Annotated in this window: 23 protein-coding genes, 2 tRNA genes and 3 rRNA genes; 16 read left to right on the forward strand and 12 right to left on the reverse strand. The window is 61.4% G+C overall.

Going from position 1 to position 25800, the window contains the following annotated elements:
- Nucleotides 1–60: 60 nt before the first annotated feature.
- The 6 genes from bufB to EO136_RS18570 all read left to right on the forward strand — a co-directional run bounded on the left by bufB (nucleotide 61) and on the right by EO136_RS18570 (nucleotide 6326).
- The gene (gene bufB / locus EO136_RS08635) at nucleotides 61–927 is read left to right on the forward strand and encodes an MNIO family bufferin maturase (RefSeq protein ID WP_127144050.1); all 867 of its coding nucleotides are present in this window, start codon (nucleotides 61–63) and stop codon (nucleotides 925–927) included.
- Entirely contained in the window at nucleotides 924–1718 is a 795-nt protein-coding gene (locus tag EO136_RS08640; RefSeq protein WP_127144051.1) for an HvfC/BufC N-terminal domain-containing protein, read from the forward strand. Before bufB ends, EO136_RS08640 begins: the two co-directional genes overlap by 4 nt.
- On the forward strand, nucleotides 1715–2215 hold the full coding sequence (locus tag EO136_RS08645) for a DoxX family protein (RefSeq protein WP_127144052.1): 501 nt from the start codon (nucleotides 1715–1717) through the stop codon (nucleotides 2213–2215). The genes EO136_RS08640 and EO136_RS08645 overlap by 4 nt, the downstream gene beginning before the upstream one ends.
- Before the next feature lie 177 nt (nucleotides 2216–2392).
- Nucleotides 2393–3958 carry an ABC transporter substrate-binding protein gene (locus tag EO136_RS08650; RefSeq protein ID WP_127144053.1) on the forward strand — a complete coding sequence of 522 codons (1566 nt, stop codon included), beginning with the start codon at nucleotides 2393–2395 and terminating at the stop codon, nucleotides 3956–3958.
- Nucleotides 3959–4061: 103 nt separating this feature from the next.
- Nucleotides 4062–5966, forward strand: a complete 1905-nt coding sequence (locus tag EO136_RS08655; RefSeq protein WP_164730504.1) for a glucose/sorbosone family PQQ-dependent dehydrogenase — start codon at nucleotides 4062–4064, stop codon at nucleotides 5964–5966.
- A 183-nt stretch (nucleotides 5967–6149) separates the two neighbouring features.
- A complete protein-coding gene (locus EO136_RS18570) occupies nucleotides 6150–6326 on the forward strand; it encodes a hypothetical protein (protein WP_164730505.1) in 177 nt (58 codons plus the stop codon).
- A 50-nt stretch (nucleotides 6327–6376) separates the two neighbouring features.
- On the opposite strand, the gene EO136_RS08660 is transcribed toward EO136_RS18570, so the two are convergent.
- A complete protein-coding gene (locus EO136_RS08660; protein ID WP_127144054.1) occupies nucleotides 6377–7381 on the reverse strand; it encodes an LLM class flavin-dependent oxidoreductase in 1005 nt (334 codons plus the stop codon).
- A gap of 199 nt (nucleotides 7382–7580) precedes the next feature.
- On the opposite strand from EO136_RS08660, the gene EO136_RS08665 reads away from it, so the two are divergent.
- The 3 genes from EO136_RS08665 to EO136_RS08675 all read left to right on the forward strand — a co-directional run bounded on the left by EO136_RS08665 (nucleotide 7581) and on the right by EO136_RS08675 (nucleotide 9845).
- The gene (locus tag EO136_RS08665) at nucleotides 7581–8138 is read left to right on the forward strand and encodes a fasciclin domain-containing protein (RefSeq protein ID WP_127144055.1); all 558 of its coding nucleotides are present in this window, start codon (nucleotides 7581–7583) and stop codon (nucleotides 8136–8138) included.
- Between the two features lie 355 nt (nucleotides 8139–8493).
- Nucleotides 8494–9534: an aspartate-semialdehyde dehydrogenase gene (locus tag EO136_RS08670; protein ID WP_127144056.1), complete on the forward strand. Its 1041-nt coding sequence runs from the start codon at nucleotides 8494–8496 to the stop codon at nucleotides 9532–9534.
- Nucleotides 9534–9845: a YciI family protein gene (locus EO136_RS08675; protein WP_127144057.1), complete on the forward strand. Its 312-nt coding sequence runs from the start codon at nucleotides 9534–9536 to the stop codon at nucleotides 9843–9845. The genes EO136_RS08670 and EO136_RS08675 overlap by 1 nt, the downstream gene beginning before the upstream one ends.
- Before the next feature lie 21 nt (nucleotides 9846–9866).
- Here the strand turns inward: EO136_RS08675 and EO136_RS08680 are convergent, their stop codons facing one another.
- Both EO136_RS08680 and EO136_RS08685 read right to left on the reverse strand, forming a co-directional pair.
- Nucleotides 9867–10232 carry a hypothetical protein gene (locus EO136_RS08680; protein WP_127144058.1) on the reverse strand — a complete coding sequence of 122 codons (366 nt, stop codon included), beginning with the start codon at nucleotides 10230–10232 and terminating at the stop codon, nucleotides 9867–9869.
- Between the two features lie 26 nt (nucleotides 10233–10258).
- Nucleotides 10259–10900, reverse strand: a complete 642-nt coding sequence (locus EO136_RS08685) for a carbonic anhydrase (RefSeq protein ID WP_127144059.1) — start codon at nucleotides 10898–10900, stop codon at nucleotides 10259–10261.
- Between the two features lie 110 nt (nucleotides 10901–11010).
- Here EO136_RS08685 and EO136_RS08690 point away from each other — a divergent pair, with 110 nt between their 5' ends.
- Nucleotides 11011–11220 carry a DUF1737 domain-containing protein gene (locus tag EO136_RS08690; protein WP_127144071.1) on the forward strand — a complete coding sequence of 70 codons (210 nt, stop codon included), beginning with the start codon at nucleotides 11011–11013 and terminating at the stop codon, nucleotides 11218–11220.
- Between the two features lie 96 nt (nucleotides 11221–11316).
- On the opposite strand, the gene EO136_RS08695 is transcribed toward EO136_RS08690, so the two are convergent.
- Together EO136_RS08695 and EO136_RS08700 are read right to left on the reverse strand one after the other, a co-directional pair.
- Entirely contained in the window at nucleotides 11317–11718 is a 402-nt protein-coding gene (locus EO136_RS08695) for a VOC family protein (protein WP_127144060.1), read from the reverse strand.
- A 31-nt stretch (nucleotides 11719–11749) separates the two neighbouring features.
- Nucleotides 11750–12346, reverse strand: a complete 597-nt coding sequence (locus EO136_RS08700; RefSeq protein WP_127144061.1) for an NUDIX domain-containing protein — start codon at nucleotides 12344–12346, stop codon at nucleotides 11750–11752.
- A gap of 235 nt (nucleotides 12347–12581) precedes the next feature.
- On the opposite strand from EO136_RS08700, the gene sdhC reads away from it, so the two are divergent.
- From sdhC to EO136_RS08725, 5 genes are all read left to right on the forward strand, one after another.
- Entirely contained in the window at nucleotides 12582–12965 is a 384-nt protein-coding gene (gene sdhC, locus EO136_RS08705) for a succinate dehydrogenase, cytochrome b556 subunit (RefSeq protein ID WP_127144062.1), read from the forward strand.
- Nucleotides 12966–12978: 13 nt separating this feature from the next.
- Complete coding sequence (gene sdhD, locus EO136_RS08710) at nucleotides 12979–13320, forward strand: succinate dehydrogenase, hydrophobic membrane anchor protein (protein ID WP_127144063.1); 342 nt, start codon at nucleotides 12979–12981, stop codon at nucleotides 13318–13320.
- Nucleotides 13321–13330: 10 nt separating this feature from the next.
- Complete coding sequence (gene sdhA, locus EO136_RS08715) at nucleotides 13331–15133, forward strand: succinate dehydrogenase flavoprotein subunit (RefSeq protein WP_127144064.1); 1803 nt, start codon at nucleotides 13331–13333, stop codon at nucleotides 15131–15133.
- A gap of 18 nt (nucleotides 15134–15151) precedes the next feature.
- A complete protein-coding gene (locus tag EO136_RS08720; RefSeq protein WP_127144065.1) occupies nucleotides 15152–15931 on the forward strand; it encodes a succinate dehydrogenase iron-sulfur subunit in 780 nt (259 codons plus the stop codon).
- 78 nt (nucleotides 15932–16009) lie between these two features.
- Entirely contained in the window at nucleotides 16010–16237 is a 228-nt protein-coding gene (locus EO136_RS08725; protein WP_127144066.1) for a hypothetical protein, read from the forward strand.
- Between the two features lie 31 nt (nucleotides 16238–16268).
- Here EO136_RS08725 and EO136_RS08730 read toward each other — a convergent pair whose 3' ends face one another.
- Both EO136_RS08730 and EO136_RS08735 read right to left on the reverse strand, forming a co-directional pair.
- On the reverse strand, nucleotides 16269–16976 hold the full coding sequence (locus EO136_RS08730; RefSeq protein ID WP_127144067.1) for an N-acyl amino acid synthase FeeM domain-containing protein: 708 nt from the start codon (nucleotides 16974–16976) through the stop codon (nucleotides 16269–16271).
- A 120-nt stretch (nucleotides 16977–17096) separates the two neighbouring features.
- Entirely contained in the window at nucleotides 17097–19415 is a 2319-nt protein-coding gene (locus EO136_RS08735; RefSeq protein WP_164730506.1) for a putative bifunctional diguanylate cyclase/phosphodiesterase, read from the reverse strand.
- 196 nt (nucleotides 19416–19611) lie between these two features.
- On the opposite strand from EO136_RS08735, the gene EO136_RS08740 reads away from it, so the two are divergent.
- Nucleotides 19612–19911, forward strand: a complete 300-nt coding sequence (locus EO136_RS08740) for a 4a-hydroxytetrahydrobiopterin dehydratase (protein ID WP_127144069.1) — start codon at nucleotides 19612–19614, stop codon at nucleotides 19909–19911.
- Nucleotides 19912–20006: 95 nt separating this feature from the next.
- Here the strand turns inward: EO136_RS08740 and rrf are convergent.
- The 5 genes from rrf to EO136_RS08765 form a co-directional block, all read right to left on the reverse strand.
- Nucleotides 20007–20122, reverse strand: a 5S ribosomal RNA gene (gene rrf / locus EO136_RS08745).
- Nucleotides 20123–20202: 80 nt separating this feature from the next.
- A 23S ribosomal RNA gene (locus tag EO136_RS08750) occupies nucleotides 20203–22937 on the reverse strand.
- Nucleotides 22938–23424: 487 nt separating this feature from the next.
- A tRNA-Ala gene (locus EO136_RS08755) sits at nucleotides 23425–23500 on the reverse strand.
- 138 nt (nucleotides 23501–23638) lie between these two features.
- Nucleotides 23639–23715, reverse strand: a tRNA-Ile gene (locus EO136_RS08760).
- A gap of 323 nt (nucleotides 23716–24038) precedes the next feature.
- A 16S ribosomal RNA gene (locus tag EO136_RS08765) occupies nucleotides 24039–25524 on the reverse strand.
- Together the 16S, 23S and 5S rRNA genes with 2 tRNA genes alongside form the textbook arrangement of a ribosomal RNA operon.
- Nucleotides 25525–25800 lie beyond the last annotated feature (276 nt).

Here is a 25800-nt window from a genome sequence, read left to right on the forward strand (position 1 = left end):
CCAGGATGCGGGGCCGGCATCATCGGCCCCGCATTGCATTTGAGAACGAGAGGCTGTGACATGACCAAGCTCGATGTGCTGCCCGACCGCGCCGGAGTGGGGCTCAAGGGAGAACACTATGCCGACATCGTCGGCACGTGGCCCGATCTCGGATTTTTCGAAGTTCATGCCGAAAACTATATGGGTGATGGCGGGCCGCCCCACCGGTATCTGGAAACCATAGCGGCGCACTATCCCCTGTCGTTTCACGGTGTGGGCCTCTCGATCGGCGGGGATGGCCCGATCGATCAGGATCATATCGGGCGCCTGAAAACGCTGATCGACCGCTATCGCCCGGCGTCGTTCTCCGAGCATCTGGCCTGGTCGACCCATGACTCGGCCTATCTCAACGATCTGCTGCCCCTGCCCTATACCGAGCAGACCCTCGCGCGCGTCTGCGAGCATGTCGATGAGGTCCAGAACGCGCTGGGCAGGCGCATGCTCCTGGAAAATCCGTCCACCTACGTGCTCTTTTCCGAGAGCACCATCGAAGAAACCGAATTTCTCACCCGCATAGCCGACCGCACAGGATGCGGGCTGCTGCTCGACGTCAACAACGTGATGGTCTCGACCGTCAATCATCGGCTCGATCCCTACGCCTATATCGAGCGCTTCGCCCTCGATCTCGTGGGCGAAATCCATATGGCCGGCTATGACGAAACCGTAGACGGCGCCGGGGACCGGTTGCTGATCGATGCCCACGGATCGGCGGTCAGGCCAGACGTTTTCGAGCTGTTCGTGTTCGCGCTGAACAAGGCAGGTCCACGTCCGGTCCTTGTGGAATGGGACAACAATGTCCCCGGTTTTGCCGAGCTTCACGCCGAAGCCCGGCGGGTCGAAGCGGTCATCGCCCGATCGCGGGGCTCCCGGCCGGTTGCCGCGCAATGAGTGCCCGGCCCACCCTCCAATCCTGGTCGCGTGCCTTCGCCGCAGCGCTGACCGATCCCGCAGCGCCGGTTCCAGCCGGCCTTGAGACCGGGAACACGCCCGCCGACCGGCTCCGCTTTGCCGTCTACCGCAACAATGTGCATGTCGGGCTGGTCGAGGCTCTGCGCAGGGCGTTCCCTGTCGTTGAACGGGTCGTGGGGGATGCGTTCTTTACGGCCATGGCTCGCGATTACGTCACCCACAACAAGCCAACGAGCCCCGTCCTCATTCTCTATGGGGATCGGTTTGCCGCGTTCATCGCCGCCTTCGCGCCGGCAGCGCGCCTCCCCTATCTCCCCGATCTGGCCCGGCTCGAACGCGCCTGGCTCGAAAGCTACCATGCGGCAGATGTCGCCGCGCTTGGCGTGCCCGCGCTTGCCGCTCTCGATGCCGCATTGCTGGCCGGCGCCGTGCTTACCCCCCATCCGGCCGCGCGAGTTGTGCGCTCGTCCTATGCGGTGGGATCGATCTGGTCCGCCCATAGCGCAGCACGCACGCACCCCAGCGGCCGGATCGATGCTGGACGGGCCGAAACCGTGCTCGTGACCCGGCCCGAGGCCAGGGTGGATGTGACCATCATCCCCGACCGGGACGCCGGCTTTGTCCTCGACGTTCTGGCCGGCACGCCGCTGGGCGAGGCGGCCGTTCGGGCCAGTCAGGCAAATCCGGCTTTCGATTTCGGCACGGCCCTGACCGGCCTCGTGCGCAAGGGCGCTCTGGCCGCCACAACCACGCAAGGAGCGGTCACATGAACAGGCTGGCAGGATACCTCTGGACGCGCGTCAACGATCTCGAAAGCCTCGTCGGGCGGGTCCCGCTCCCAGCCGTGCTGCTGGTCACACGCATTGCGCTGGCGGTGCCGTTCCTGCGTTCGGGACTGACCAAATGGGACGGCTTGGGTGCGCTCAGCCCGAGCCATCTTTTCCTGTTCCGGCAGGAGTTCAAGCTGCACATCCTGGGCAACGCCTACCCCTATCCGTTCCCGGACCTGATGGCCTGGGCCGCAGCCATCGGCGAAATCGTGCTGCCGGCTCTGCTGATCGCCGGACTCTTTACCCGGTTTTCGGCCCTGGGCGTGCTGGCCATGACCATCGTCATCCAGCTGACCATCCCCAGCGGGTGGGCGAATTTCCATCTGCCGTGGGCGGCGATGGCCCTTGTCCTGATGCAGGCCGGGGGTGGGCGGCTGTCCGCCGATGCCCTGCTGCTGGGCAAGCCGCGCGTCATGGTGAAGCCTCAGTCCCTATGAGCCAGCAACCGGGCCGCGCGCATGCAGCGGGCGGCTCTATCAAAACCGCTGGACGCCTCGGGAATGCTTGCACGGGGTTTGACGCGAGAGCGCTGGGGCCTTGCCAGGCTTGCCCGAACGCGCCAGTCTGACAGCCAAAAGATGTTTGCAGATTTTGCCTTTTCGGGGATTGAAGAAATGATGAAATCGATTGCGATGACGCTGTTGGCATCCACCGTTCTGGTGGGCGCAGCGCAGGCCGAGACCTTCCGCTGGTCAGCCACGACCGATCCCCAGACCATGGATCCCCACGCTGCAAATCTGGCGCCGGTGACCTCGTTCCTCAACAACATCTACGAAGGATTGGTCCGGCGCGGCAGGGACATGGCCATCGAACCCTCGCTCGCCACACGCTGGGAGCCGCTCCAAGGAGAGGACGGCTGGCGGTTTTATCTGCGCGAGGGCGTCACCTTCCACGACGGCGCGGCATTCACCGCCGATGACGTCCTGTTCTCCTATGAGCGGGGCATTTCCGAGCAGTCCGACGTCCGCTCCTGGTTCGCGCCGGTGAGCGACGTGCGCGTGGTCGACGACCAAACGGTCGATATCGTTCTCAACGCTCCCAATCCGATCTTTCCGGATTCCATCGCCAACTGGATGATCATGGACCGCGGCTGGGCGGAGGCGAACGGGTCGACGGCGCCTGCGCGCGACGAAACCACCACCGCGACCCTGGAAACCAACGGAACGGGTCCTTTCATGCTCGAAGCGCGCGAGCCCGGCGTGGAGACCAGCCTCGTGCCGACCCCCGATTGGTGGGACACTGCCGAGCACAACATCACCCGCGCGATCCTCAACCCGATCACGACGCCGGCCACCGCCATTGCGGCGCTGGTCTCAGGAGAGGTCGACATGCTCGCAACGGTGCCGGTCCAGGACGTGGACCGGCTGCGCCAGAGCGAGGAGATCACCGTCTTTGAGGGCCTTGAGGCCCGCGTCATCATGATGGGGTTCGGTCACGATCAGGCCGAGCTCTACGGCGGCGACGGCACGCTGGACGAAAATCCGTTCCAGGACGTTGCGGTGCGTCAGGCCGTGGCACACGCGATCGACGTCGAGGCAATCGACACCGTACTCATGGACGGGCTCGCCGAACCCGCCAGCCAGCTCCAGCCCGCGGGGCTTTCGGGCTACAGCGATGTCCATGCCGCCCGCCCGGACTACGATCCCGAGCTTGCACGGCAACTGCTCGCCGGGGCCGGCTATCCCGAGGGGTTCAGCTTCAACCTCAAATGCACCAATGACCGCTACCTCAACGATTCCGACGTCTGCCAGGCCATCGTCGGCATGCTGGCTCAGGTCGGGCTCGAGGCCCAGCTCGAAGCCATGCCGGTCGCCGGGTACTGGACCGAGCTGCGCGAGGGCAACTACGACATGTTCCTTCTCGGATGGTCGCCCGGCACCTTCGATGCCGAGCACCCGATCCGCTTCCTCGCCCACACCCCGACCGATACCCTGGGCACCTGGAATTTCGGGGGGTACTCCAACCCGCGCGTCGACCAATTGCTGCCCCTGGTCCGGTCCGAACTCGACCCCACCGAACGCCAGGCCATGCTCGACGAGATCGCCGGCATCCTGCAGGACGAAGTCGCCTATGTGCCCCTCTACGAGGAGCCTCTTGTCTGGGCTGCGCGCGAGGGCATCGATCTGGTCCAGCGTCCTGACAATTTCTTCATGCTGCGCTGGGTAAACATCGACCGATAGCCGATGCGTGGCCGGGAACGCTTCACCGGCCATGTGCGTTGGACAGTTGAGGCATGGTGGGATCAAATCCCCGCCAAGCCAACGGTTTTTTAGGAGTTCCCTCATGATGCGATATGCTGGACGTCACCGTGGAGCACTGCTGATCGGCGGCGTGTTCGCTGCCAATCTCATGCTCAGTTCAGGCCTTGTGCAGGCCCAGGTCACGCCCGTGGAAATCGAGACCGGGCAGAACGAGCTTTTTGCTTCCCGCGTCCTGTCCACCGGGCTGGATAATCCCTGGGCTATGCGCTGGGGTCCTGACGACCAGATTTGGGTGACAGAGCGCACGGCCGGAGAGGTGACGCGTATCGATCCCGAGACCGGCGTGCAGCAGACGGTGCTGACCCTTGATGACGTCTATACCGGCCCTCAGCACGAAGGCCTGCTGGGCCTCGCCCTGCATCCGGAGTTCGGACAGGATGCAGGCAGCGATTACGTCTATATCGCCTACACCATCAACAACGGCACCGCTGAGGAGCCCGAGCCCACAGCGCAGATCGTGCGCTACACCTGGGACAGCCAGGCGTTGCAGCTTGTCGAGCCGATGACGCTCATCGAAGATCTGCCCGCCTGGAACGACCATAATGCCGGTCGCGTGGAAATCGGCCCTGATGGTAAAATCTACTATTCGATCGGTGATCAGGGCGCCAATTTCGGGCGCAATCTTCGCCGCGAGAACCTCGCCCAGGTTCTGCCGACATCCGAGGAAGTGGAGAGCGAGAACTGGCGCACCTATTCGGGCAAGATCCTGCGCCTCAATCTGGACGGATCGATCCCCGAGGACAATCCCGAGATCGAGGGCGTTCGCAGCCACGTCTACAGCTATGGCCACCGCAACCCGCAGGGCATCGCGTTCGGCAGCAACGGCACGCTCTATCAGACCGAGCACGGCCCGGCGAGCGGAGACGAACTCAACATCATCGAGGCGGGCGGCAATTACGGTTGGCCCAACGTTTCGGGCTATATCGATGACAAGGCCTACAGCTTCATCAATTGGCACGAAGCCCCCGAGGATATCGACCAGAACGCCGATCCGCTGCCCGATTCGGTACCCCAGTTCCAGGAGAGCGAGTTTGAGGGCGACATGACCGCCCCAATCGCCGCCTACTGGGTGGTCGAGGACGATTATCCCATCGGCGAGATCTGCGGCTACATCTGCGATCCCACCATCGCTCCGTCTTCCGTTCTTGCCTATGAGGCCGGAGAAGACGGCATCGCGGAATGGGAGAATTCGATCCTGATCCCGACGCTCAAGCACGGCACGCTCTATGTTCAGCACCTGAACGAGGACGGCACGGAAGCCGACGGGTTGCCCGAGGCCTGGTTCAGCACGCAGAACCGCTATCGTGATGTTCTGGTCTCACCCGACGGACGGACCGTCTTCATCGCGACCGACGCTTTCGGATCGGCAGCGCAGAAGTTTGGCGAAGGCCTGAACACCTCGGTGCTGCATAACCCCGGCGCGATCCTGAAATTCACCTATGGTGAGGAAGGCGGATCGATCGGCGTAGTCGAAGGCAATGATTTCGAGGCCGCCCCCTCCGATTCCGGCGAAGCGAACGTCCAGGAGTGGGAAGACCCCAACACCGGCAATGAGGAAGCCGAAGGCTCGCAGGACGCCTCCCCGGCAGAGGGTGAAGACACCTCCGACGCCGGCGCGATCACGGAAGAGTCCGACGTCGCAGCGGTCGCTGCGCTCGGTCAGCCCAAATATGTGGTCAATTGCGGCGGGTGCCACGGCGCCGACGGTGGTGGGGCCGGCGGAGCCGGCGCAGTCCTTTCGGGCAATGACAACCTGGCCGATGCGACCTTTGTTGCCGAAACGATCGTTCACGGATTCGGCTACATGCCGGCTTTCGGCAGCCAGCTCAGCGACGAAGACATCGCCCAGATCGGCAGCTATATCCGCAGCACCTGGGGCAATGAATTTGGCGTCCTGACCACCGAAGCGGTTGAAGCGGCCCGCTAACGGTTGACACTGAACCGAAGGAAGAGGGGCGAGAGCGATCTCGCCCCTTTTTCATGCCCGGGACCGTTTAATCGATGTCATGGATCAATCCCGCCCGGCGTTTCCAGCGCCTGACGTCAGGAGCACGAAACGCAGGTTCATCTCGTGCCGTTGGACAGGTGAACAATGCCAAAGGAGCCTTGCATGACCAAGGACGATCAAAAGAGCCGGCGCGTCGAAAACATGAATGCCGGAGAGCATCTCGGCGGCACCCATTTCGGTCAGGGCCCAAGCGCCACAGGCGCCAACCCGGCCAAAGCCAAAAAGGATGCGTCCGACAATCCGGACAAGGCCAAGAGCACGGACAAGGCCGGAACGTGATCTTACGTGGGCGGCACATCCCGGTGCCGCCCGTCATCTTGCGCGGATCATCAGCTCTCTGGGAGGCCCCAGGCCCTGGCGAGGAGACGATAGCTCTCTTCGCGTTTGTCGTAGTCGTGCACCGTCGTTGTCACCATGACCTCGCTGGCGCCGGCCTCCTGAGCCTTGGCTTCGATCGCCTCCACCACCGTCTCGGGGCTGCCCACGATCCAGAGCCGCGACTGCTCGGAAACGAAAGCCCGTTCCGCATCGGTCCAAGGGTAGGCGTCCGCCTCTTCAGGCGGCGCGATGGGCTGGGGCTGGCCCGAGCGCAGGCTCAGCCAGGTCAGCTCCATGGACTTGGCCAGATGCTTTGCCTCGGCGTCGGTCGGCGCACAGATCACAGAAACGCACAGGATCGCATGCGGCTCGGGAAACGCCTCGGACGGCCTGAAGCTGCGCCTGTAGGCATGGAACGCCGGGCCGGCAGGCGTTGGGCTGAAGTGCGAGGCAAAGGCATAGCCGATCCCGTACTGGCCGGCCATCTGCGCCGACGCGCCCGATGACCCCAACAGCCAGATCGGCGGCAGGGTGATGCCACCCGGCACCGCATCGACCTCGGCAAACGGGTGGTCTGGCGGAAAGCTGCCGCCCTCGAAGGCCAGCAATTCAGCGAACTGCTCGGGAAAGGCTTCTCCCCCGAACGAACGCAGCGCCTGTAGCGTGCGCGAATCCGAGCCACCCGCACGCCCGATCCCAAGATCGATCCGACCCGGATGAAGCCCTTCGAGGGTCCGGTATGTCTCCACCACTCTCAACGGCACGTGATTGGGAAGCATCACCCCGCCTGCGCCCACGTGGATCCGGTCGGTGGCGGCCGCCGCATTGGCGATCAGCACCTCTGGCGAGGACGAAGCGATCGAGGCCATGCCGTGGTGCTCTGCGTACCACAGCCTCTGGTAGCCCAGCGCCTCGCCCAGGCGGACGAGGTCGCGGGTGCGGGCCAGCGCCTCCTGACTCGAAGAGCCTTTGGAGACGGGGGCGAGATCCTGAATGGAAAGTGGGGGGCGTGTCATGCCCACGAGATAGGCGCGCGGACGCTCCCCTTCAAGCTTGAGCCAACAGGTTCCTTGCCACCGCGAGCCGGGTTTTTCTGGTGCTCCCGTTTTCGTGATCTGCCGAATGAAACTCGGTGCCCAGTCCGGGCCGTACAAGTCTGCGTCAACAGGCCCACGGGCCACCGCACAATCAATCCCTGAAGGGGGGACTTTCATCATGCTCGTCAAACTCGCACAGTCACTTTCGCTAGCCGCCCTGCTCGCCGCCGGTGCCGGCACGGCCATAGCTCAGGAAAACCCGATGGTCGGAGGCGCGCCCATGTCGCCCCAGATGAACATCGTAGAGAACGCCGTCAATTCGGCGGACCACACCACGCTGGTCGCCGCCGTTCAGGCCGCCGGCCTCGTCGACACACTGGCCGGCCCGGGCCCGTTCACGGTCTTTGCGCCCACCAACAGCGCATTTTCCGAACTTCCCGACGGCACGGTCGAAACGCTTCTCGAGCCCGAGAACATCGAAATGCTCCAGAAGGTGCTGACCGCCCACGTGCTGCCCGGCACCTATTCGGCAGCAGACCTGATGGAGCGGATCGAAGCCAATGGCGGCGCTGTCGGCCTGCGCACCGTCAGCGGCGACACCCTGGGCTTCCAGATGATCGGCGGAAGCCTCTACGTCGTCGACGAGAACCGCAATCCCGCCCGCGTGACCATCGGCGACGTCAACCAGTCCAATGGCGTGATCCACGTCGTGGATTCGGTGCTCGTACCCAACTGATCCTGCTGATCGAGACCCAAGTGCCGGATAGGCCCCGCCCCCCTGGGCGGGGCCTTTCAGCGTGGGGCTCCCTGCCCCCGCGTCACAATTGACTTATCCGACAGACCGCGTATGAAACGGGCACTTTCTCGTTTCCCGGAGCGCAAGATGGTTCGCAGGACGACCACATCATTGCCGATCGCGACCGGCGCGCATGTGCGGCCCGGATCCTCGCGCGGGACCAAAACCACCACCAAAACTCTCTAGACGCACTCCCAGCGGCCGCCCCCTCCCGCCGGGAGGGCGGATCGGACCATGCGGTCGGCAAGGGCATCGTCCCTGGCGCGGGAGGCGGGGTGAAAGGAAGATTTCCACTATGGGATACAAAGTCGCAATCGTCGGTGCCACGGGCAATGTGGGCCGCGAGATGCTCGATATTCTGGCCGAACGCAATTTTCCGGCGTCCGAAGTGGTGGCGCTCGCCTCCTCGCGTTCGGTCGGCCGCGAGATCAGCTTTGGGGATCGGACCCTCAAGTGCAAGAACCTCGATGATTTCGACTTCACCGGCACCGATTTCGTGCTGATGAGCGCGGGTGGCACGCTCTCGCAGACCTGGTCACCCAGGATCGGAGCGTCGGGCGCCATCGTCATCGATAACTCTTCGGCCTTCCGCTATCACGAGGACGTCCCGCTGATCGTCCCGGAAGTCAATGGGCACGTTCTGGACGCCTACATGGCCCGGACCGATCGCAAGAACATCATCGCCAATCCCAATTGCTCGACCGCCCAGCTCGTCGTGGCGCTCAAGCCGCTGCACGATCTGGCCCAGATCACCCGGATGGTGGTTTCGACCTACCAGTCGGTCTCGGGCGCGGGCAAGGACGCCATGGACGAGCTCTGGGGCCAGACCAAGGGCATATTCGTGAACGAAACGCCCCAGGCGCATAAGTTCACCAAGCAGATCGCCTTCAACGTCATTCCCCACATCGATGTCTTCATGGAAGATGGCTACACCAAGGAAGAGTGGAAGGTCCTCGCCGAAACCAAGAAGATGCTCGACCCCAAGATCAAAGTGACCTGCACGGCAGTGCGTGTACCGGTGTTCGTGGGACACGGCGAGGCGGTCAATCTCGAGTTTGCCCGCCCCATCACCCCCGACGAGGCGCGCGAAGCGCTCCGCAACGCCCCGGGGATTTCCGTCGTGGACAAGCGCGAGGACGGTGGCTACGTGACCCCGGTCGAAGCCAAGGGCGAGGATGCCACGTTCGTCTCGCGCATCCGCGAAGACGTGACGGTCGAGAACGGGCTGGTCATGTGGGTGGTCTCGGACAATCTGCGCAAGGGCGCCGCGCTCAACACGGTCCAGATCGCCGAAACGCTCATCGAGCGCGGCCTGGTGACGGCCAAGGCGTCCTGATGCGCTGGGTGGCACTGTTCGAGGACAAGACCGAAGGCGCGGCCGATATCCGCGCCCGGTTCACCGATGCCCACCAGGCCTATCTGCGGGCCAACAGGGGCAAGATCGTCCTTGCCGGCGCCATGCGCGCCGACCCCGATGGCAAGCCGGTCGGCGGGCTCTGGGTGTTCGAGGCCGACAGCAGGCAGGAGGTCGAGGACATCATCCGCCAGGACCCCTTCCAGCGCGAGGGCCTGAGGGCAGTCACCCGGATCTACGCCTGGGGCACCGCCCCTGGCTATGAAGACGTGGCGATCGCCCCAAAAGACTGATCGCGTTGGCTGGACGAAGGATCAGCGCTCCTTCGTCCGGTCACCGCTCTGGCGGTCCTGTTGTGCCAGAAAGCCCGCTTCAGCACGGCGCAACATTCTCACCCACTCGGCCTCCCCGTGGCAGTTGATCGGTTCGGCCTTGATTGCTCTGGCGACACCGGCGCGCGTGCCAGCCTCCGAATAGCTCTCGAGCAGGTTTGCGGTCTCTGCAAGTTCGGCGAGAAAATCGGAATCGATTTCGATCCCGCATCGGGTGACGATCGCCTGGTAGCGTTCGACCACAACGAGCATACCAACGAGCCCTTCATCGTCCTCCTGAGCGGGCAAAGCCGGAGCGAGGGCGAGCGACACGACAAGCGCCAGCAACAGGCATACGCCCAGCACCAAGGTCGATCGATGCCGACCGCTTGCGCTCAGAGTTCCGGCCTCCGGAAGTCGCCGCTTTCCCCGCTCATCACCCAAAGCTCACCGCTGGAGATGTCGAACCACGCGCCATGGAGCGAGAGCGCCTGACCGTCCACGGCCTCGGCGATGAACGGAAAACTCAGCAGATTGCCGATCGACTGCCGGATGGCGATACGCTCGAGCGCAGTCTGACGCTCGGATGCGGTCATCAGGTCATTGTTCTCCACCTTCTCGGCCACCTGCTCGACCATGGTCAGCCATTTGCCGATGAAATCGCCGGCCGGGGCCGCACCGGCCGCGCTGGCAAGGGCAGCCTGAATGCCGCCGCACCGGCCATGCCCCATCACCACGATGTGCTCGACCCTGAGATGCTTGACCGCGAATTCGATGGCTGCTGATGTGGCGTGGAACGTGCCCGTCGGTCCGAACGGGGGCACCAGATTGGCCACGTTGCGGATCACGAAAAGCTGGCCGGGACCAGAGTCGAAGATGGTTTCAGGCGCGGCACGGGAGTCGCAGCACGCGATGACCAGCGTCGTGGGCTTCTGCCCGTCTTCGGCCAGTTCGCGATAGCGCTCGCTTTCGGCCGCGTAGCGCCCGGACATGAAGTTGCGATAGCCGTTGATGAGAAAAGGCGGAAAATCTTGCATCGTCACTCGCTTTCATCTCAAGTGTGACCGCCCGACCGATTAGCGGCAAGCGCGCGCAAGATCAATCGCGCAGTGCCACCCGGCGGGCGCCTATGCAGACGAGACAGGCCATGCTGATCTACAGATTTCTCTCCGGTGACGACGATTCCGCCTTTTGCCACAAGGTGTCCAAGGCCCTGATCGAAGGCTGGCAGCTTTATGGCGAGCCCCGCTATGTGCACGACCCCGGCACCGGACGTATGCGCTGCGGCCAGGCTGTGACGCGGGACGTGGCCGACCAGCCCTACGATCCGGACAAAAAGCTGGTCGACTACGCCTAGAGCGTTTCCAGGAAAAGTGGAAACGCTTTTCCGGTTCGGAAACGCGGCACATCAAAGACTGAGTGCTCCTGTTCGGATTGAATCAGAACAGGAGCACTAAGCGGTGAGGACCACCGCATCGGCGCTGCGGGTTGCCGGCCCGTGCCAGACCGCTTCGATATTGTTGCCGTCCGGATCGAGCACGAACGCGGCATAGTAGCCCGGATGGTAGGTCCGCTCCCCCGGCGCCCCGTTGTCGGTGCCGCCATTGGCGAGGCCTGCCGCGTGGAACGCCTTGACCCATTCCGGACCGTCGGTCTGGAATGCCAGATGGATCCGGGAAACCTCACCATCGGCGGCGTCGACAAACAACTCGTCGGCGACAAAGAAATGTTCGGTCTCGTGGGTGATCGTGCGCCCCAGAGCGGCCAGCGCAGCCCGGTAGAAGTCCCGGCTCTTGTCGAGATCGGCCACCCTGAGGTGAATGTGGTCGATCAACCGACCGCGATAGAACTCCATCTGTCGTCTCCCTTGCAAATCGAAGTCCAGTCTAGCCCGTTGCCGGGGCTTCCAGAAGCCCTTCGAGGGCCGCATGCTGGATCAGGGCCACGGTCTTGGCGTCGGTTATGGCGCCCGAGCGGATCATGGCCAGCGCCTCTTGGGGCGAGAGCGTGACCACCTCGATATCCTCCCCTTCCGCCGCGAGCCCGCCGCCCCATCCCGGCCGGTCGCCCGTGCCGTAATAGCCGACAAAACAGTGGACCTTTTCCGAGAGCGACCCCGGGCTCATATAGAGATCGAAGGCGTGAACGACCCGGGCGGGAGCGATCCCCGTCTCCTCCATCGCCTCGCGCCGCGCGCACTCTTCGGGACCATCGCCATCGAGAAGCCCCGCGCAGACCTCCAGCATCATTGGCTCGTCGCCATTGAGCGCTCCGGGCAGCCGATACTGGCGCACGAAGGTCAGTGTCTGCGCACGGGGGTCAAACAGGAGCACGCAGGCGCCATTGCCATGATCGTAGACTTCACGCTTCAATGGCTGACGGGATCCGTCCGAACGGGCATAGTCGAGGTCATAGAGGGTGAGCCGCCCCCAGCCATCGGAAAGAATCGTCTTGCTGGTGATGTGTGTGCGATGCCGGTCCACGAAATTTACCTATAGGTCAGGTATCTGCAGAATTGGTACGCCGGACAGCTACTTGGAGGCTGGCCGGCCAGGGAAACAAAGATGATATTGAAACTCAACATATTTTCTCCCGCCAGACTGAGCTCAGGTCCGACCAAATGAGTAGCTGCTTGGCTTTGACGAATGGGGAAAGCAGCGATAGAAGACTTGCAAAGCGATCAATCCGCATCGCGCACCAGCGCGTATAGAGGCAGACATGGCCGAAAAGTTCAAACCGCTCTCGCCCCATTTGCAGATATGGCGCCCGACGCTCACCTATGTGCTGTCGATAACCCATCGTATTCTGGGCGGCGCGCTGTATTTCGGCTCGGTGCTGTTTATTCTCTGGCTCGGCGCTGCCGCTCTGGGACAAGACCAGCTCGCGGCGATCAATGGGTTTTATGCCTTCCCGCTGATCCAGATCGGACTTTTTCTCTATACCTGGGTGCTGTTCCACCACCTGGCGGGCGGGATCAAGCACCTGATCTGGGATACGGGTCTGGGCTTTGGCAAGGCCGAGCGAGAGGCGATCTCTCTGGCCACCCTCATCTTTTCCGTGCTCGCCACGCTTGTGGTCTGGGCCGTGTTCGTCTGGTTCTGAGGAAGGTCGGCGCATGTCACATCATCGGGGCACGGGCATATTCATCCAGCAGCGCGTCACCGCACTGACCAACATCGTCGTCATCGGCTTTCTCGTCTGGCTGGTCGCCACGCTGTACCAGGCCGACCGCGCGACGATTGCTGCAACCTTTTCCAACCCGATCGTCGCCATCCTCACCTTGGCGCTTCTGGGTTCGGTGCTGTTTCACATGCGCATCGGGATGGGCGAAATCATCGAGGACTACGTTCACGAGCCGCGGCTCAACTCCCTCGCTTTGGCGCTCAACACCGTTTTCGTTCTGATGCTGGGCGTGGTCGGAGCTTTTTCGGTCCTCGTCCTGGCTTTTGGAGGCTAGCTCTCTACTCATGGCGACCAAATCCTATCCGATTATCGACCACGCTTACGACGTCGTCGTCGTGGGCGCCGGCGGAGCGGGCCTGCGGGCAACGCTCGGCATGGCCGAGCAGGGCTTCAAGACCGCTTGCGTGACCAAGGTCTTCCCCACCCGCTCCCACACCGTGGCCGCACAGGGCGGCATCGCGGCGTCCCTGTCCAACATGGGCCCGGATTCCTGGCAGTGGCACATGTACGACACCGTCAAGGGTTCGGACTGGCTGGGCGACAACGACGCCATGGAGTATCTCGCCCGCGAGGCGCCTCAGGCGGTCTATGAGCTCGAGCATTACGGCGTGCCCTTCTCGCGCACCGAAGAGGGCAAGATCTACCAGCGCCCTTTCGGCGGGCACATGCAGAACTATGGCGAAGGCCCCCCGGTCCAGCGCACCTGCGCGGCGGCTGACCGCACCGGACACGCCATCCTGCACACGCTTTACGGCCAATCCCTGCGCAACAACGCGGAATTCTTCGTCGAGTATTTCGCACTCGACCTGATCATGAGCGAGGACGGGGTCTGTCAGGGCATCATCGCCTGGAAGCTTGATGACGGCACCATTCACCGGTTCCGCGCCAAGATGGTGGTGCTGGCGACCGGCGGCTATGGCCGTGCGTATTTCTCGGCCACCTCCGCCCATACCTGCACCGGGGACGGCAATGCGATGATCGCGCGCGCCGGCCTGCCGCTCCAGGACATGGAGTTCGTCCAGTTCCACCCCACCGGCATTTATGGCTCGGGGTGCCTGATTACCGAGGGTGCCCGCGGGGAGGGCGGCTATCTCGTCAATTCCGAGGGCGAGCGCTTCATGGAGCGCTATGCGCCCAATGCCAAGGATCTGGCCAGCCGCGACGTCGTCTCGCGCTGCATGACCCTCGAAATCCGAGAAGGACGCGGTGTCGGCCCCAAGGGCGACCACATCTTCCTTCATCTCGACCATCTCGATCCGGCCGTCCTGCACGAACGCCTGCCCGGCATTTCGGAATCGGCCAAGATCTTTGCCGGCGTCGACGTGACCCGTGACCCGATCCCGGTGCTGCCCACGGTGCACTACAATATGGGTGGCATCCCCACGACCTATTGGGGCGAAGTGATCGACCCGCGCCGCGGCGGGCCCGACGCCACCTCACCCGGCCTGATGGCCGTGGGCGAAGCGGCCTGCGCCTCGGTGCACGGCGCCAACCGTCTGGGCTCTAACTCGCTGATCGACCTCGTGGTGTTCGGGCGGGCCGCCGCGATCCGCGCCGGCGAGATCATCGACCGCAACAGCGCAATCCCCGACATCAACGTCGCCAGCGAGGACCAGATTCTCGCTCGGTTCGACCGGCTGCGCCACGCCGATGGCAGCACGCCCACGGCCAAGGTTCGCGACCACATGCAGCGGGCCATGCAGGAAGATGCGGCCGTGTTCCGCACCCAGGAGACGCTCGAGGCGGGCTGCCGCAGGATTTCCGAGATCTGGGACGAGCTTTCCGACCTCAAGGTCCACGACCGCTCGCTGATCTGGAACTCCGATCTTGTGGAGACCCTCGAGCTGGAGAACCTGATGGCAAATGCGGTCACCACGGTCTACTCGGCCGAGGCGCGCAAGGAAAGCCGTGGCGCCCATGCGCGCGAGGACTTCTCGGACCGCGACGACGCCAACTGGCGCAAGCACACCCTGTCCTGGATCGACGAGAGCGGGAAAGTCACCCTCGACTACCGCCCCGTGCACACCGATCCGCTTTCGGACGGTATCGACCTCGAAAAGATCGCGCCCAAGGCGCGCGTATACTAACCAAGGGCGGACGGCATCATGGTTGAACTCCTGCTCGACAAGAAGTCCCGACCAGGCAAGGGTAAGGTGTGGCCCCGTCCCGGAGGCGCCACCAATGTGCGCGAATACCGTGTCTACCGCTACGACCCGGACACCGAGGCCAATCCCCGGATCGACACCTATTTCGTCGATCTCGACGATTGCGGGCCGATGGTTCTCGATGGCCTGTTGTGGATTAAGAACAATATCGATCCGACCCTGACCCTGCGCCGCTCTTGCCGCGAGGGGATCTGCGGATCGTGTGCCATGAACATCGACGGCGCCAATACCCTTGCGTGCACCCGCGGCATGGACGGGGACGGACCGATCTCGATCTACCCGCTGCCGCACATGCCGGTGGTCAAGGACCTGGTGCCCGACCTCACGACTTTCTATGCCCAGCACAAGTCGATCGAGCCCTGGCTTCAGACCAAGACCGAAGCGCCAGGGACCGAATGGATCCAGAGCCGCGATGACCGGGCCAGGCTCGATGGGCTTTACGAGTGCATCCTGTGCGCGTGCTGCTCGACCTCCTGCCCGTCCTATTGGTGGAACGGCGAGAAGTATCTGGGCCCGGCCACCCTGCTCCAGGCCTATCGCTGGCTGATCGACAGCCGCGACCAGAACACGTCCGAGCGCCTCGACAATATCGAGGATCCGTTCAAGCTCTATCGCTGCCACACCATCATGAACTGCGCCCAGGTCTGCCCCAAGGGGTTGAACCCGGCCAAGGCCATCGCCGAGATCAAGAAGATGATGGTCGAGCGCAAAGTGGCCTGAGAAAATAAAATCTCACATAATCGAGGGGTCCGGGGAACCGGGCCCCTTGTTTTTTGCTTGCCGTTCAAAGGAGTTCAGATGATTGACTTCGAGACCATCGCAACGGTCAAGCGCGAAGGCACCGCCCGCGTTCTCATCACCGCGCTCAGAGCCCACGGCTTCTCACCGCGCGACATCGCCGACGGCGGCTTTCCGGGCGTCTCGAGCGGGCTCACGGGTTCTGGAATACCCATCACTGTCCCTGCCAGCGAAGCCGCGGAGGCCCGGCCCCTGGCCGAAGCGCTCCTTGGCGACATGAGGGATTGAAGATCGGCTGTCGTGCGGCTGGCGTGAAACGCTACTGAGCGGGCGCGAAGCGGTTCTCTGCGATCGCAGCAACCCGCGCTGTGGGCACCACCGGAGAGAGAAACCGCGAATCGGGATCTCCACCGAACATGCGCTCGCGTTCCTCGGGCGTCGACATGAAGAACGGGAAGCGATCGGCCACCCTGTTGCGGATATCGCGCACGTCGGCCGAATGGAGCTTGACGCTGAACGTCGCCCCGCCCCAGGTCCGCTCTTCGGCGATCGGCACGGCTCCGAACACCCGTTTGTAGAAGGGCGCATGCTCGTCCCGGACGCCCGAGAGACAATGATCGACCTCGAAATACTCGCATGCCATGGCCGCCACGCGCAGGGTGAGGAACGGCAGGGCCGGGAAGGCCAGCGTCGCGTCGCGGTCAGCGGTAAAGCGTGAAGGATCGATAAAGGTCCTCCCCGCATCGAGCCATGGGGAGAGCACGTCCGGCCAGACCGACATGCAAGGGGAGCGCCGGAAATCGGCGGTCACATGGTGGAGGCGGATAGAACTCACCAGCGCGCCATCGATATAGACGCCGTAGCACATGGCATTTGGAACCAGATCAAGATCTTCGCGCACGATGCGGTCCACATTGAAGGGAACGCCCTCTTCGCGCCGATAGGCTTCGTATCTAAGCCTGAAGATCGGATCGTGAATCTCATCGAGCCTGACCCGGCGGTACTCCACCCGATCAAGAATATCCATGAGAGCCGAGGCAAACCGCGAAGTTTGCGCCGCCGGCCGTGTTCGGTTGGTACCCATTACATATCGCCCCCGAAACCATTGAGGGCAATTGTAATAAATTTTTAATGATAATGGAAACCTTTAATCGGCGTTCATGCGCCGGCTGTGCTCCCGCCCAATCATCTCCAGACGCGCCGATTGTCCCTTCATGGACGTGATCAGCTCGCGGATTTCGCTCGCGGGCAGCGGCGCGCCGAAAAGATAGCCCTGCACCTGGTCCACCCCGACCCGGTCGGCCAGCACCTCGAGCTGTTCTTCGGTTTCCACGCCTTCGGCCGTGACCAGGAGGCCGAGGTCCTGGCCGAGCCGCGCCACATTGCGCACAAGGCGTTCGGAACGCTCGCTGCGGGCTATGTCGCAGATGAAGGAGCGGTCGATCTTGAGTTTGGTGAAGGGCAGCTCATTGAGATAAGAGAGCGAGGAGTAGCCCGTCCCGAAATCGTCGAGCGCCAGCCCGATACCATGGGACACCAATGCATCAAGGCGCTGGGCCGCCAGGTTGCGCTCTTCGATCAGGGCGGTTTCGGTCACCTCGATCTCCAGCCGCTCGGGCGAAAGTCCGCTTCTCTTTATCGCAGCATCGACCTGACCGACCAGAAGGTCACTTCTCAGATCCCGTCCCGAGACGTTGATGGCAATTCCGATGCCTTCAGGCCAGCGCGCGCATTCCGCGCAGGCGGTGTCGAGCACGAATTCTGTGATTCTCGAGACCAGCCCTATATCCTCGGCCAACGGCACGAACACCATGGGGGCGACGGCTCCAAGCTCGGGATGATACCAGCGCACCAGCGCCTCGCAGCCTGCGATCCGCCGCGTGGCGAGATCGACGACCGGTTGGTAGACCACGGTCAGTGACCCCGCTTCGACGGCCGCGCGCAGATCCGCCTTGAGTCTCTGGCGATAACGGTACTCAACGTCGAGCGCCTCTTCGAACTCGTGCCACTGGCTCTTGCCATTGCCCTTGGCGCGATAGAGTGCCAGATCAGCCTGCCGGATGAGATCGTCCAGCAGGGTCTCGTTCCCCGGTACCCTTGCGATGCCGATACTTGCCTTGAGTTCGAGGCGCTCTCCATCGATCTCGTAAGGCTCGGCCAGCGCGTCGAGCATCGCCTGCGCTTCGAGCCCCGGCTCGGAATCGAGCGTCGGCTGGGCGCGATAGACGACGAATTCATCCCCGCCGAACCGCGCCACATGGCTGGCGTTATGCACGACCCGGCGCAGCCGGTTCGCAGCCTCGGCAAGCACCTTGTCGCCGGCCAGGTGGCCAAGCGAATCGTTGACGTGCTTGAAATCATCAAGGTCAACGATCATGAGAACGACCGGCGTCGCCTCGTCGCGCCGCACGCGCCCGGCAAGATCTGCATCGACCAGTTCGGTGAACTGGGCCCGGTTCGGCAGACCGGTCAGCCCGTCGTAGCGGGCCATGAAGTTGATCCTCTCCTGGGCCCGCACCCGTGCGGTCACGTCCTCGAACAGAAGGACGGTCCGGTCCCCACGCGAGCTGATGGTGATCTCGCAATGATAGGCCTCAGTCAGGGCGACGACCACCTTGCCTCCTCCACCATCGCCGACCATCCGCAGAACGCGCTCGGCGGTCGTGCGGCGCATAACGCCCTGCTCCGCGCCGGCCAGGATCAGCTCCCTGAAGGTCTGGCCGACCCAGGCGCCGTTGGCGATCATGGCAAAGGACTGCTGGGCCCGGCTGTTTGCGAGCGCGATCACGCCGTTGTTGTCGAGCATGCAGAGCCCATGCTGCATGGTATCGAGGGCGGTATCGAGCTGATCTGCGAGGCTGGACGCCGCCACCCGTTCATGGACAGCGTTGAGCAGCATGTTGCGCACGTCGGCCGCCAGGAACCGGAAACTGGTCATCAGCGGCAGCAAGAGCGCCGACAGCGCGATGTGGTAGGAATCGAATGTCAGCAAGAGCCCGAGCGCCAGAGGCAGTGCGCTTGCGAGACACTGGAGCGTCACCAGCCGATCGATTCCGAAATTGCGCGTGGCGATTCCGATCATGGCCGCGACCGTGACAGAAACCGCCGTAAGTTCGGCAAAAGGGTCGTTCACGATGACAAGGGAGAAAAAGCACCAACTCCCGTAAAGCCCCGAGGTCATCACCCCAAACAACGTCGCCCGGCCCTCCCAGAACCGTGCCCTTGCCCTGTCTGCTGGCCCGAGGTCTGCCCTGGAGAAGCCGACCACGTTGCGGTCCCGGAAATAGGTGAGCACCATAAAGGCGGCAACGTGGAGCCAGAGAACAGGAGCGCCGGTCTTGAGCGCCGTGAGCCCTACGGCGAGGATCGTGGCCCCCATGCCAACAAGCATCGCCCGCCGCTCCTGATAAACGGAGGCAACGATCGACACATAGTCGAGAGTCGGCAATATCTTGGCTGACTGCATGGGTCCGGCGTGTTCCCCTGTCCAGCTCGGCTGGCGCATCGTGGATCGGGTGTGCATTATGGGCCCGTCCCAATGCGATTTGGTTAAGACCGCCACGTTCACGGCCGTGACTGGGGCGCGCCGGCCCATGTGGTTAATGCGGACATAACGTCCCAGGGACCACAGTCCGGTATCCACCACGATACGGAGCGAACCGATGGCAAGACCGACGGAGCGAGACCTGCTCGAAGGCCCCGCGTTGCAAAAGCATCTGGCCGAATGCCCACAATGGGCCATCAATCACGAGGGCCGCCTGGCGCGAACATTCAAGTTCAAGAACTTCTCGGAAGCATTCGGTTTCATGGCGCGCGTGGCGTTGGTTGCCGAGCAGCTTGGCCATCACCCTGAGATATTCAATGTCTATTCGCGTGTTGAGATAGGTCTTTGGACCCATGATTCGGGTGGTGTGACGGGTTTGGACTTTTCGTTTGCGTCTTTGGTTGATGCTTTTGGCTGATGTTGTGTTCTTTGGAAAACAAGAAGCCCCGCTGCGGTTATGCAGCGGGGCTTTTTGGATGAGGGTTAAAGAGAAGGGATATTTGTTCTTGTTAGACCTGGCGGCGACCTACTCTCCCGTGCCTTAAGACACAGTACCATTGGCGCTGAAGCGTTTAACGGTCGAGTTCGGAATGGGATCGGGTTCTGGGCGCTTCGCCATAGCCACCAGGTCGAACAAGAACAAATTGGTGTGAGACTGGTCTTTTTGAGATCTGTGCAACGTGCGGGTTGCAGGCATTGATAAATGAGAACGATCAAGCCGATCGAGCTATTAGTACCGGTAAGCTTCACGCATTGCTGCGCTTCCACACCCGGCCTATCGACGTGGTGGTCTTCCACGGCTCTGATAGGGAATACTGGTTTTGAAGGAGGCTTCCCGCTTAGATGCTTTCAGCGGTTATCCCGTCCGAACTTAGCTACCCTGCACTGCGGCTGGCGCCACAACAGGTCCACCAGAGGTTCGTCCATCCCGGTCCTCTCGTACTAGGGACAGCTCTTCTCAATATTCCAACACCCACGGCAGATAGGGACCGAACTGTCTCACGACGTTCTAAACCCAGCTCACGTACCACTTTAAACGGCGAACAGCCGTACCCTTGGGACCTGCTCCAGCCCCAGGATGTGATGAGCCGACATCGAGGTGCCAAACGATGCCGTCGATAAGGACTCTTGGGCATCATCAGCCTGTTATCCCCGGCGTACCTTTTATCCGTTGAGCGATGGCCCTTCCACGCGGGACCACCGGATCACTATGACCGACTTTCGTCTCTGCTCGAGTTGTCACTCTCGCAGTCAGGCAGGCTTATGCCATTGCACTCAACGACCGATTTCCGACCGGTCTGAGCCCACCATCGCGCGCCTCCGTTACTCTTTGGGAGGCGACCGCCCCAGTCAAACTACCCACCACACGCTGTCCCGGGTGCTGTTACACCGCGGTTAGACATCCATGACGATAAGGGTGGTATCTCACATTGCGGCTCCACGAGAACTGGCGTTCCCGCTTCAAAGCCTACCACCTATTCTGCACATGCCGACACGAATGCCAGCGTGAAGCTATAGTAAAGGTGCACGGGGTCTTTCCGTCTGACCGCAGGAACCCCGCATCTTCACGGGGAATTCAATTTCGCTGAGTCGATGCTGGAGACAGTGGGGAAGTCGTTACGCCATTCGTGCAGGTCGGAACTTACCCGACAAGGAATTTCGCTACCTTAGGACCGTTATAGTTACGGCCGCCGTTTACCGGGGCTTCAATTCAAGGCTTGCACCTCTCCTTTTAACCTTCCGGCACCGGGCAGGCGTCAGACCCTATACGTCGCCTTGCGGCTTCGCAGAGCCCTGTGTTTTTAATAAACAGTCGCCACCCCCTGGTCTGTGCCACCCCCCACCGGTTGCCCGATGAAGGGTCACGCTTATCCCGAAGTTACGCGTGCAATTTGCCGAGTTCCTTCAGCATCGTTCTCTCAAGCGCCTTGGTATGCTCTACCAGTCCACCTGTGTCGGTTTCGGGTACGGTCTATAAGCTGGGGCTATTTCCTGGAACCGCCTCACTGCACGTCCAATCCGATAAGGACATACAACTCTGGCAATCCGTCACTTCCCAGCAGGCTCACGAATATTAACGTGATTCCCATCGACTACGCCTTTCGGCCTCGCCTTAGGAGCCGGCTAACCCTGCGCTGATTAGCATTGCGCAGGAACCCTTGGACTTTCGGCGAGAGTGTCTCTCACACTCTTTGTCGCTACTCATGTCAGCATTCGCACTTGTGATACCTCCAGGATCCCTCACGGGTATCCCTTCGCAGGCTTACACAACGCTCCGCTACCGCGTACAGCAAAAGCTGCACACCCTAAGCTTCGGTGCATGGTTTGAGCCCCGTTACATTTTCGCCGCAGGAACGCTTGACCAGTGAGCTGTTACGCTATCTTTAAAGGATGGCTGCTTCTAAGCCAACCTCCTGGTTGTCTAAGCATTCCCACATGCTTTCCCACTTAACCATGACTTGGGGACCTTAGCTGTAGGTCAGGGCTGTTTCCCTTTCCACGACGGACCTTAGCACCCGCCGTGTGTCTGCCAGATAGTACTCTCGGGTATTCGGAGTTTGGTTAGGTTTGGTAATCCGGTGAGGACCCCTAGCCCATCCAGTGCTCTACCCCCCGAGGTATTCGTCTGACGCTCTACCTAAATAGATTTCGCGGAGAACCAGCTATTTCCGAGTTTGATTGGCCTTTCACCCCTAGCCACACGTCATCCCCGTCTTTTTCAACAGACGTGGGTTCGGTCCTCCAGTGCGTGTTACCGCACCTTCAACCTGCACATGGCTAGATCACTCGGTTTCGGGTCTGATCCAACGAACTCATTCGCCCTCTTAAGACTCGCTTTCGCTGCGCCTACACCTATCGGCTTAAGCTTGCTCGTTAGACCAAGTCGCTGACCCATTATACAAAAGGTACGCCATCACCCAGGACAAACCTTGGGCTCTGACTGTTTGTAGGCATCCAGTTTCAGGGACTGTTTCACTCCCCTTGTCGGGGTGCTTTTCACCTTTCCCTCACGGTACTTGTTCACTATCGGTCGCACACGAGTACTTAGGCTTGGAGGGTGGTCCCCCCATGTTCAGACAGGATTTCACGTGTCCCGCCTTACTCGAGGACAACAAGGTTTTCTACCGGTACGGGGCTATCACCCACTCTGGCCGCATTTTCCAATGCGTTCCCGTTCTTACCCTGTTGCCACTGGCCTGATCCGCGTTCGCTCGCCACTACTAACGGAGTCTCAATTGATGTCCTTTCCTCCGGGTACTGAGATGTTTCAGTTCCCCGGGTTCGCCTCCCTTGCGGGATACTCATTGCTGAGTGGGTTGCCCCATTCGGAAATCGCCGGATCAAAGCTTATTCGCAGCTCCCCGACGCTTATCGCAGCGTATCACGTCCTTCATCGCCTGTGTGCGCCAAGGCATCCACTGAACGCCCTTTTGGCACTTGATCGTTCTCATTACCAATGCCCGCAATCTCTCGATCATCGGGCATCGATGGTCAGATCATTTAAAGGATCGGATATACCGAACAGACCACCCGTTGCTCACCGGTGTGCACCACCGATGCGAGCGGCCCATCCGACCGGACAAAACCCCACAAGACGTGTCGCCACGCCTCCAGGTGCTGCCCTGATCCGATCCAAAGACCAGTTTCACGAGGTATCGTTTCTCCAAGGCAAAAAGCCTAATCCCGACTGGGGGATCGCCTGGGGTACAGGCAGGACAAACAATCCTTCTCTTCACAATGTATCGTCGAACAGGCACGCCCTTTTTCAAGAGACGGCCGAACCGTTTTCTTCCCTACACACGCAAACCAGATCAAGACCCCAAAGATCGCCTTGCCACCCAAGGGTCCTGCCATTCGAGCACAGCTCTCATGGCCTTCTCCCCTCAAATCGCTCCACCGGAGCGCTTTTACCGTTCCGGACGGACCGAAGTGGTGGAGCCAGACGGGATCGAACCGACGACCTCCTGAATGCAAATCAGGCGCTCTCCCAGCTGAGCTATGGCCCCATTTCCGGGAACGCGACGCCTCTTTCGCGAGCGAAGAGCGAGCCGGCGACCGTTCGCCGCCCGCTGGAGGGCCAGCGAGGGCATAGGCGCGGTTTTAGCGCCGTCATGCCCGAGCGGTACGGCCCGTGAGGTAGAGAATGGTGGGCACGGGTAGACTCGAACTACCGACCTCACGCTTATCAGGCGTGTGCTCTAACCACCTGAGCTACGTGCCCATGCCCGTCGCCGGGACTGGCCTTGCGACCAGGCGCCTCCAAAGAGACACCCGTTCCGGCTCTGGTGGTGAACAAGGCGCGCCAATTCAAAAGAACAACGCGCCTTTCGAACGCCGGCCGGCCTCCGGGTCAGAACCCGGACTTCACTGTCATCATGATCGCCCCAGGCCCAAAGACCCAAGCTCCATGATGTGCGTGTGTGTGGAAAGAGAAACGAAGGCGGCGGTTCTGGTTCGCCTGTTATTCAAGCGATCGGCCTGACTTGACCGATCTGTCCAATGAAAGTCCGATATCGAGCAAGCCCGATGAAGGACAATCCTTAGAAAGGAGGTGATCCAGCCGCAGGTTCCCCTACGGCTACCTTGTTACGACTTCACCCCAGTCGCTGACCCTACCGTGGTCGGCTGCCTCCTTGCGGTTAGCGCACCGGCTTCGGGTAGAACCAACTCCCATGGTGTGACGGGCGGTGTGTACAAGGCCCGGGAACGTATTCACCGCAGCATGCTGATCTGCGATTACTAGCGATTCCAACTTCATGCACCCGAGTTGCAGAGTGCAATCCGAACTGAGACGGCTTTTAGGGATTAGCACGGCCTCGCGACCTAGCTGCCCTCTGTCACCGCCATTGTAGCACGTGTGTAGCCCAGCCCGTAAGGGCCATGATGACTTGACCTCATCCCCACCTTCCTCCGGCTTATCACCGGCAGTCCCTCTAGAGTGCCCAACCAAATGATGGCAACTAAAGGCGAGGGTTGCGCTCGTTGCGGGACTTAACCCAACATCTCACGACACGAGCTGACGACAGCCATGCAGCACCTGTCACCGGTCCAGCCGAACTGAAGCAATCCATCTCTGGAAAGCGCGACCGGGATGTCAAGGGCTGGTAAGGTTCTTCGCGTTGCTTCGAATTAAACCACATGCTCCACCGCTTGTGCGGGCCCCCGTCAATTCCTTTGAGTTTTAATCTTGCGACCGTACTCCCCAGGCGGGAAGCTTAATGCGTTAGCTGCGCCACTGAAGGGTAAACCCCCCAACGGCTAGCTTCCATCGTTTACGGCGTGGACTACCAGGGTATCTAATCCTGTTTGCTCCCCACGCTTTCGCACCTCAGCGTCAGTACCGAGCCAGTGAGCCGCCTTCGCCACTGGTGTTCTTCCTAATATCTACGAATTCCACCTCTACACTAGGAGTTCCACTCACCTCTCTCGGCCTCAAGATACCCAGTATCAAAGGCAGTTCCAGGGTTGAGCCCTGGGATTTCACCTCTGACTTAAATATCCGCCTACGTGCGCTTTACGCCCAGTAATTCCGAACAACGCTAGCCCCCTTCGTATTACCGCGGCTGCTGGCACGAAGTTAGCCGGGGCTTCTTCTCCGGTTACCGTCATTATCTTCACCGGTGAAAGAGCTTTACAACCCTAAGGCCTTCATCACTCACGCGGCATGGCTGGATCAGGGTTGCCCCCATTGTCCAATATTCCCCACTGCTGCCTCCCGTAGGAGTCTGGGCCGTGTCTCAGTCCCAGTGTGGCTGATCATCCTCTCAGACCAGCTAAAGATCGTCGCCTTGGTAGGCCATTACCCCACCAACTAGCTAATCTTACGCGGGCTCATCCAATCCCGATAAATCTTTCCCCAAAAGGGCGTATGCGGTATTAATTCCAGTTTCCCGGAGCTATTCCGCAGGACTGGGTAGATTCCCACGCGTTACTCACCCGTCTGCCGCTAGGACCGAAGTCCTCGCTCGACTTGCATGTGTTAAGCCTGCCGCCAGCGTTCGTTCTGAGCCAGGATCAAACTCTCAAGTTTGATTTCTGACATGTCTGACGCAATGCACATTGACGAGGACACACACCTCATCATCCCCATAAAGGAAACAATGAAAGAGTGTACCTCTTAGAAAAACGTGCACCCATCGACAAAAGTCATACAGTCAATACCTTCCAGACCCCAAACAACACCAGATAAATCCAGCGCCATCCAAAACCCGGAAAACATCAACCCGCAAAACCAAAGCCGCCGGCCACGTTTCCCTTTCCAACAAAACTACAATGTCAAAATAACAAACGCCCAATAAGAACGTTT

The organism is Pelagibacterium montanilacus (assembly GCF_003992665.1).
GTDB lineage: Bacteria > Pseudomonadota > Alphaproteobacteria > Rhizobiales > Devosiaceae > Pelagibacterium > Pelagibacterium montanilacus.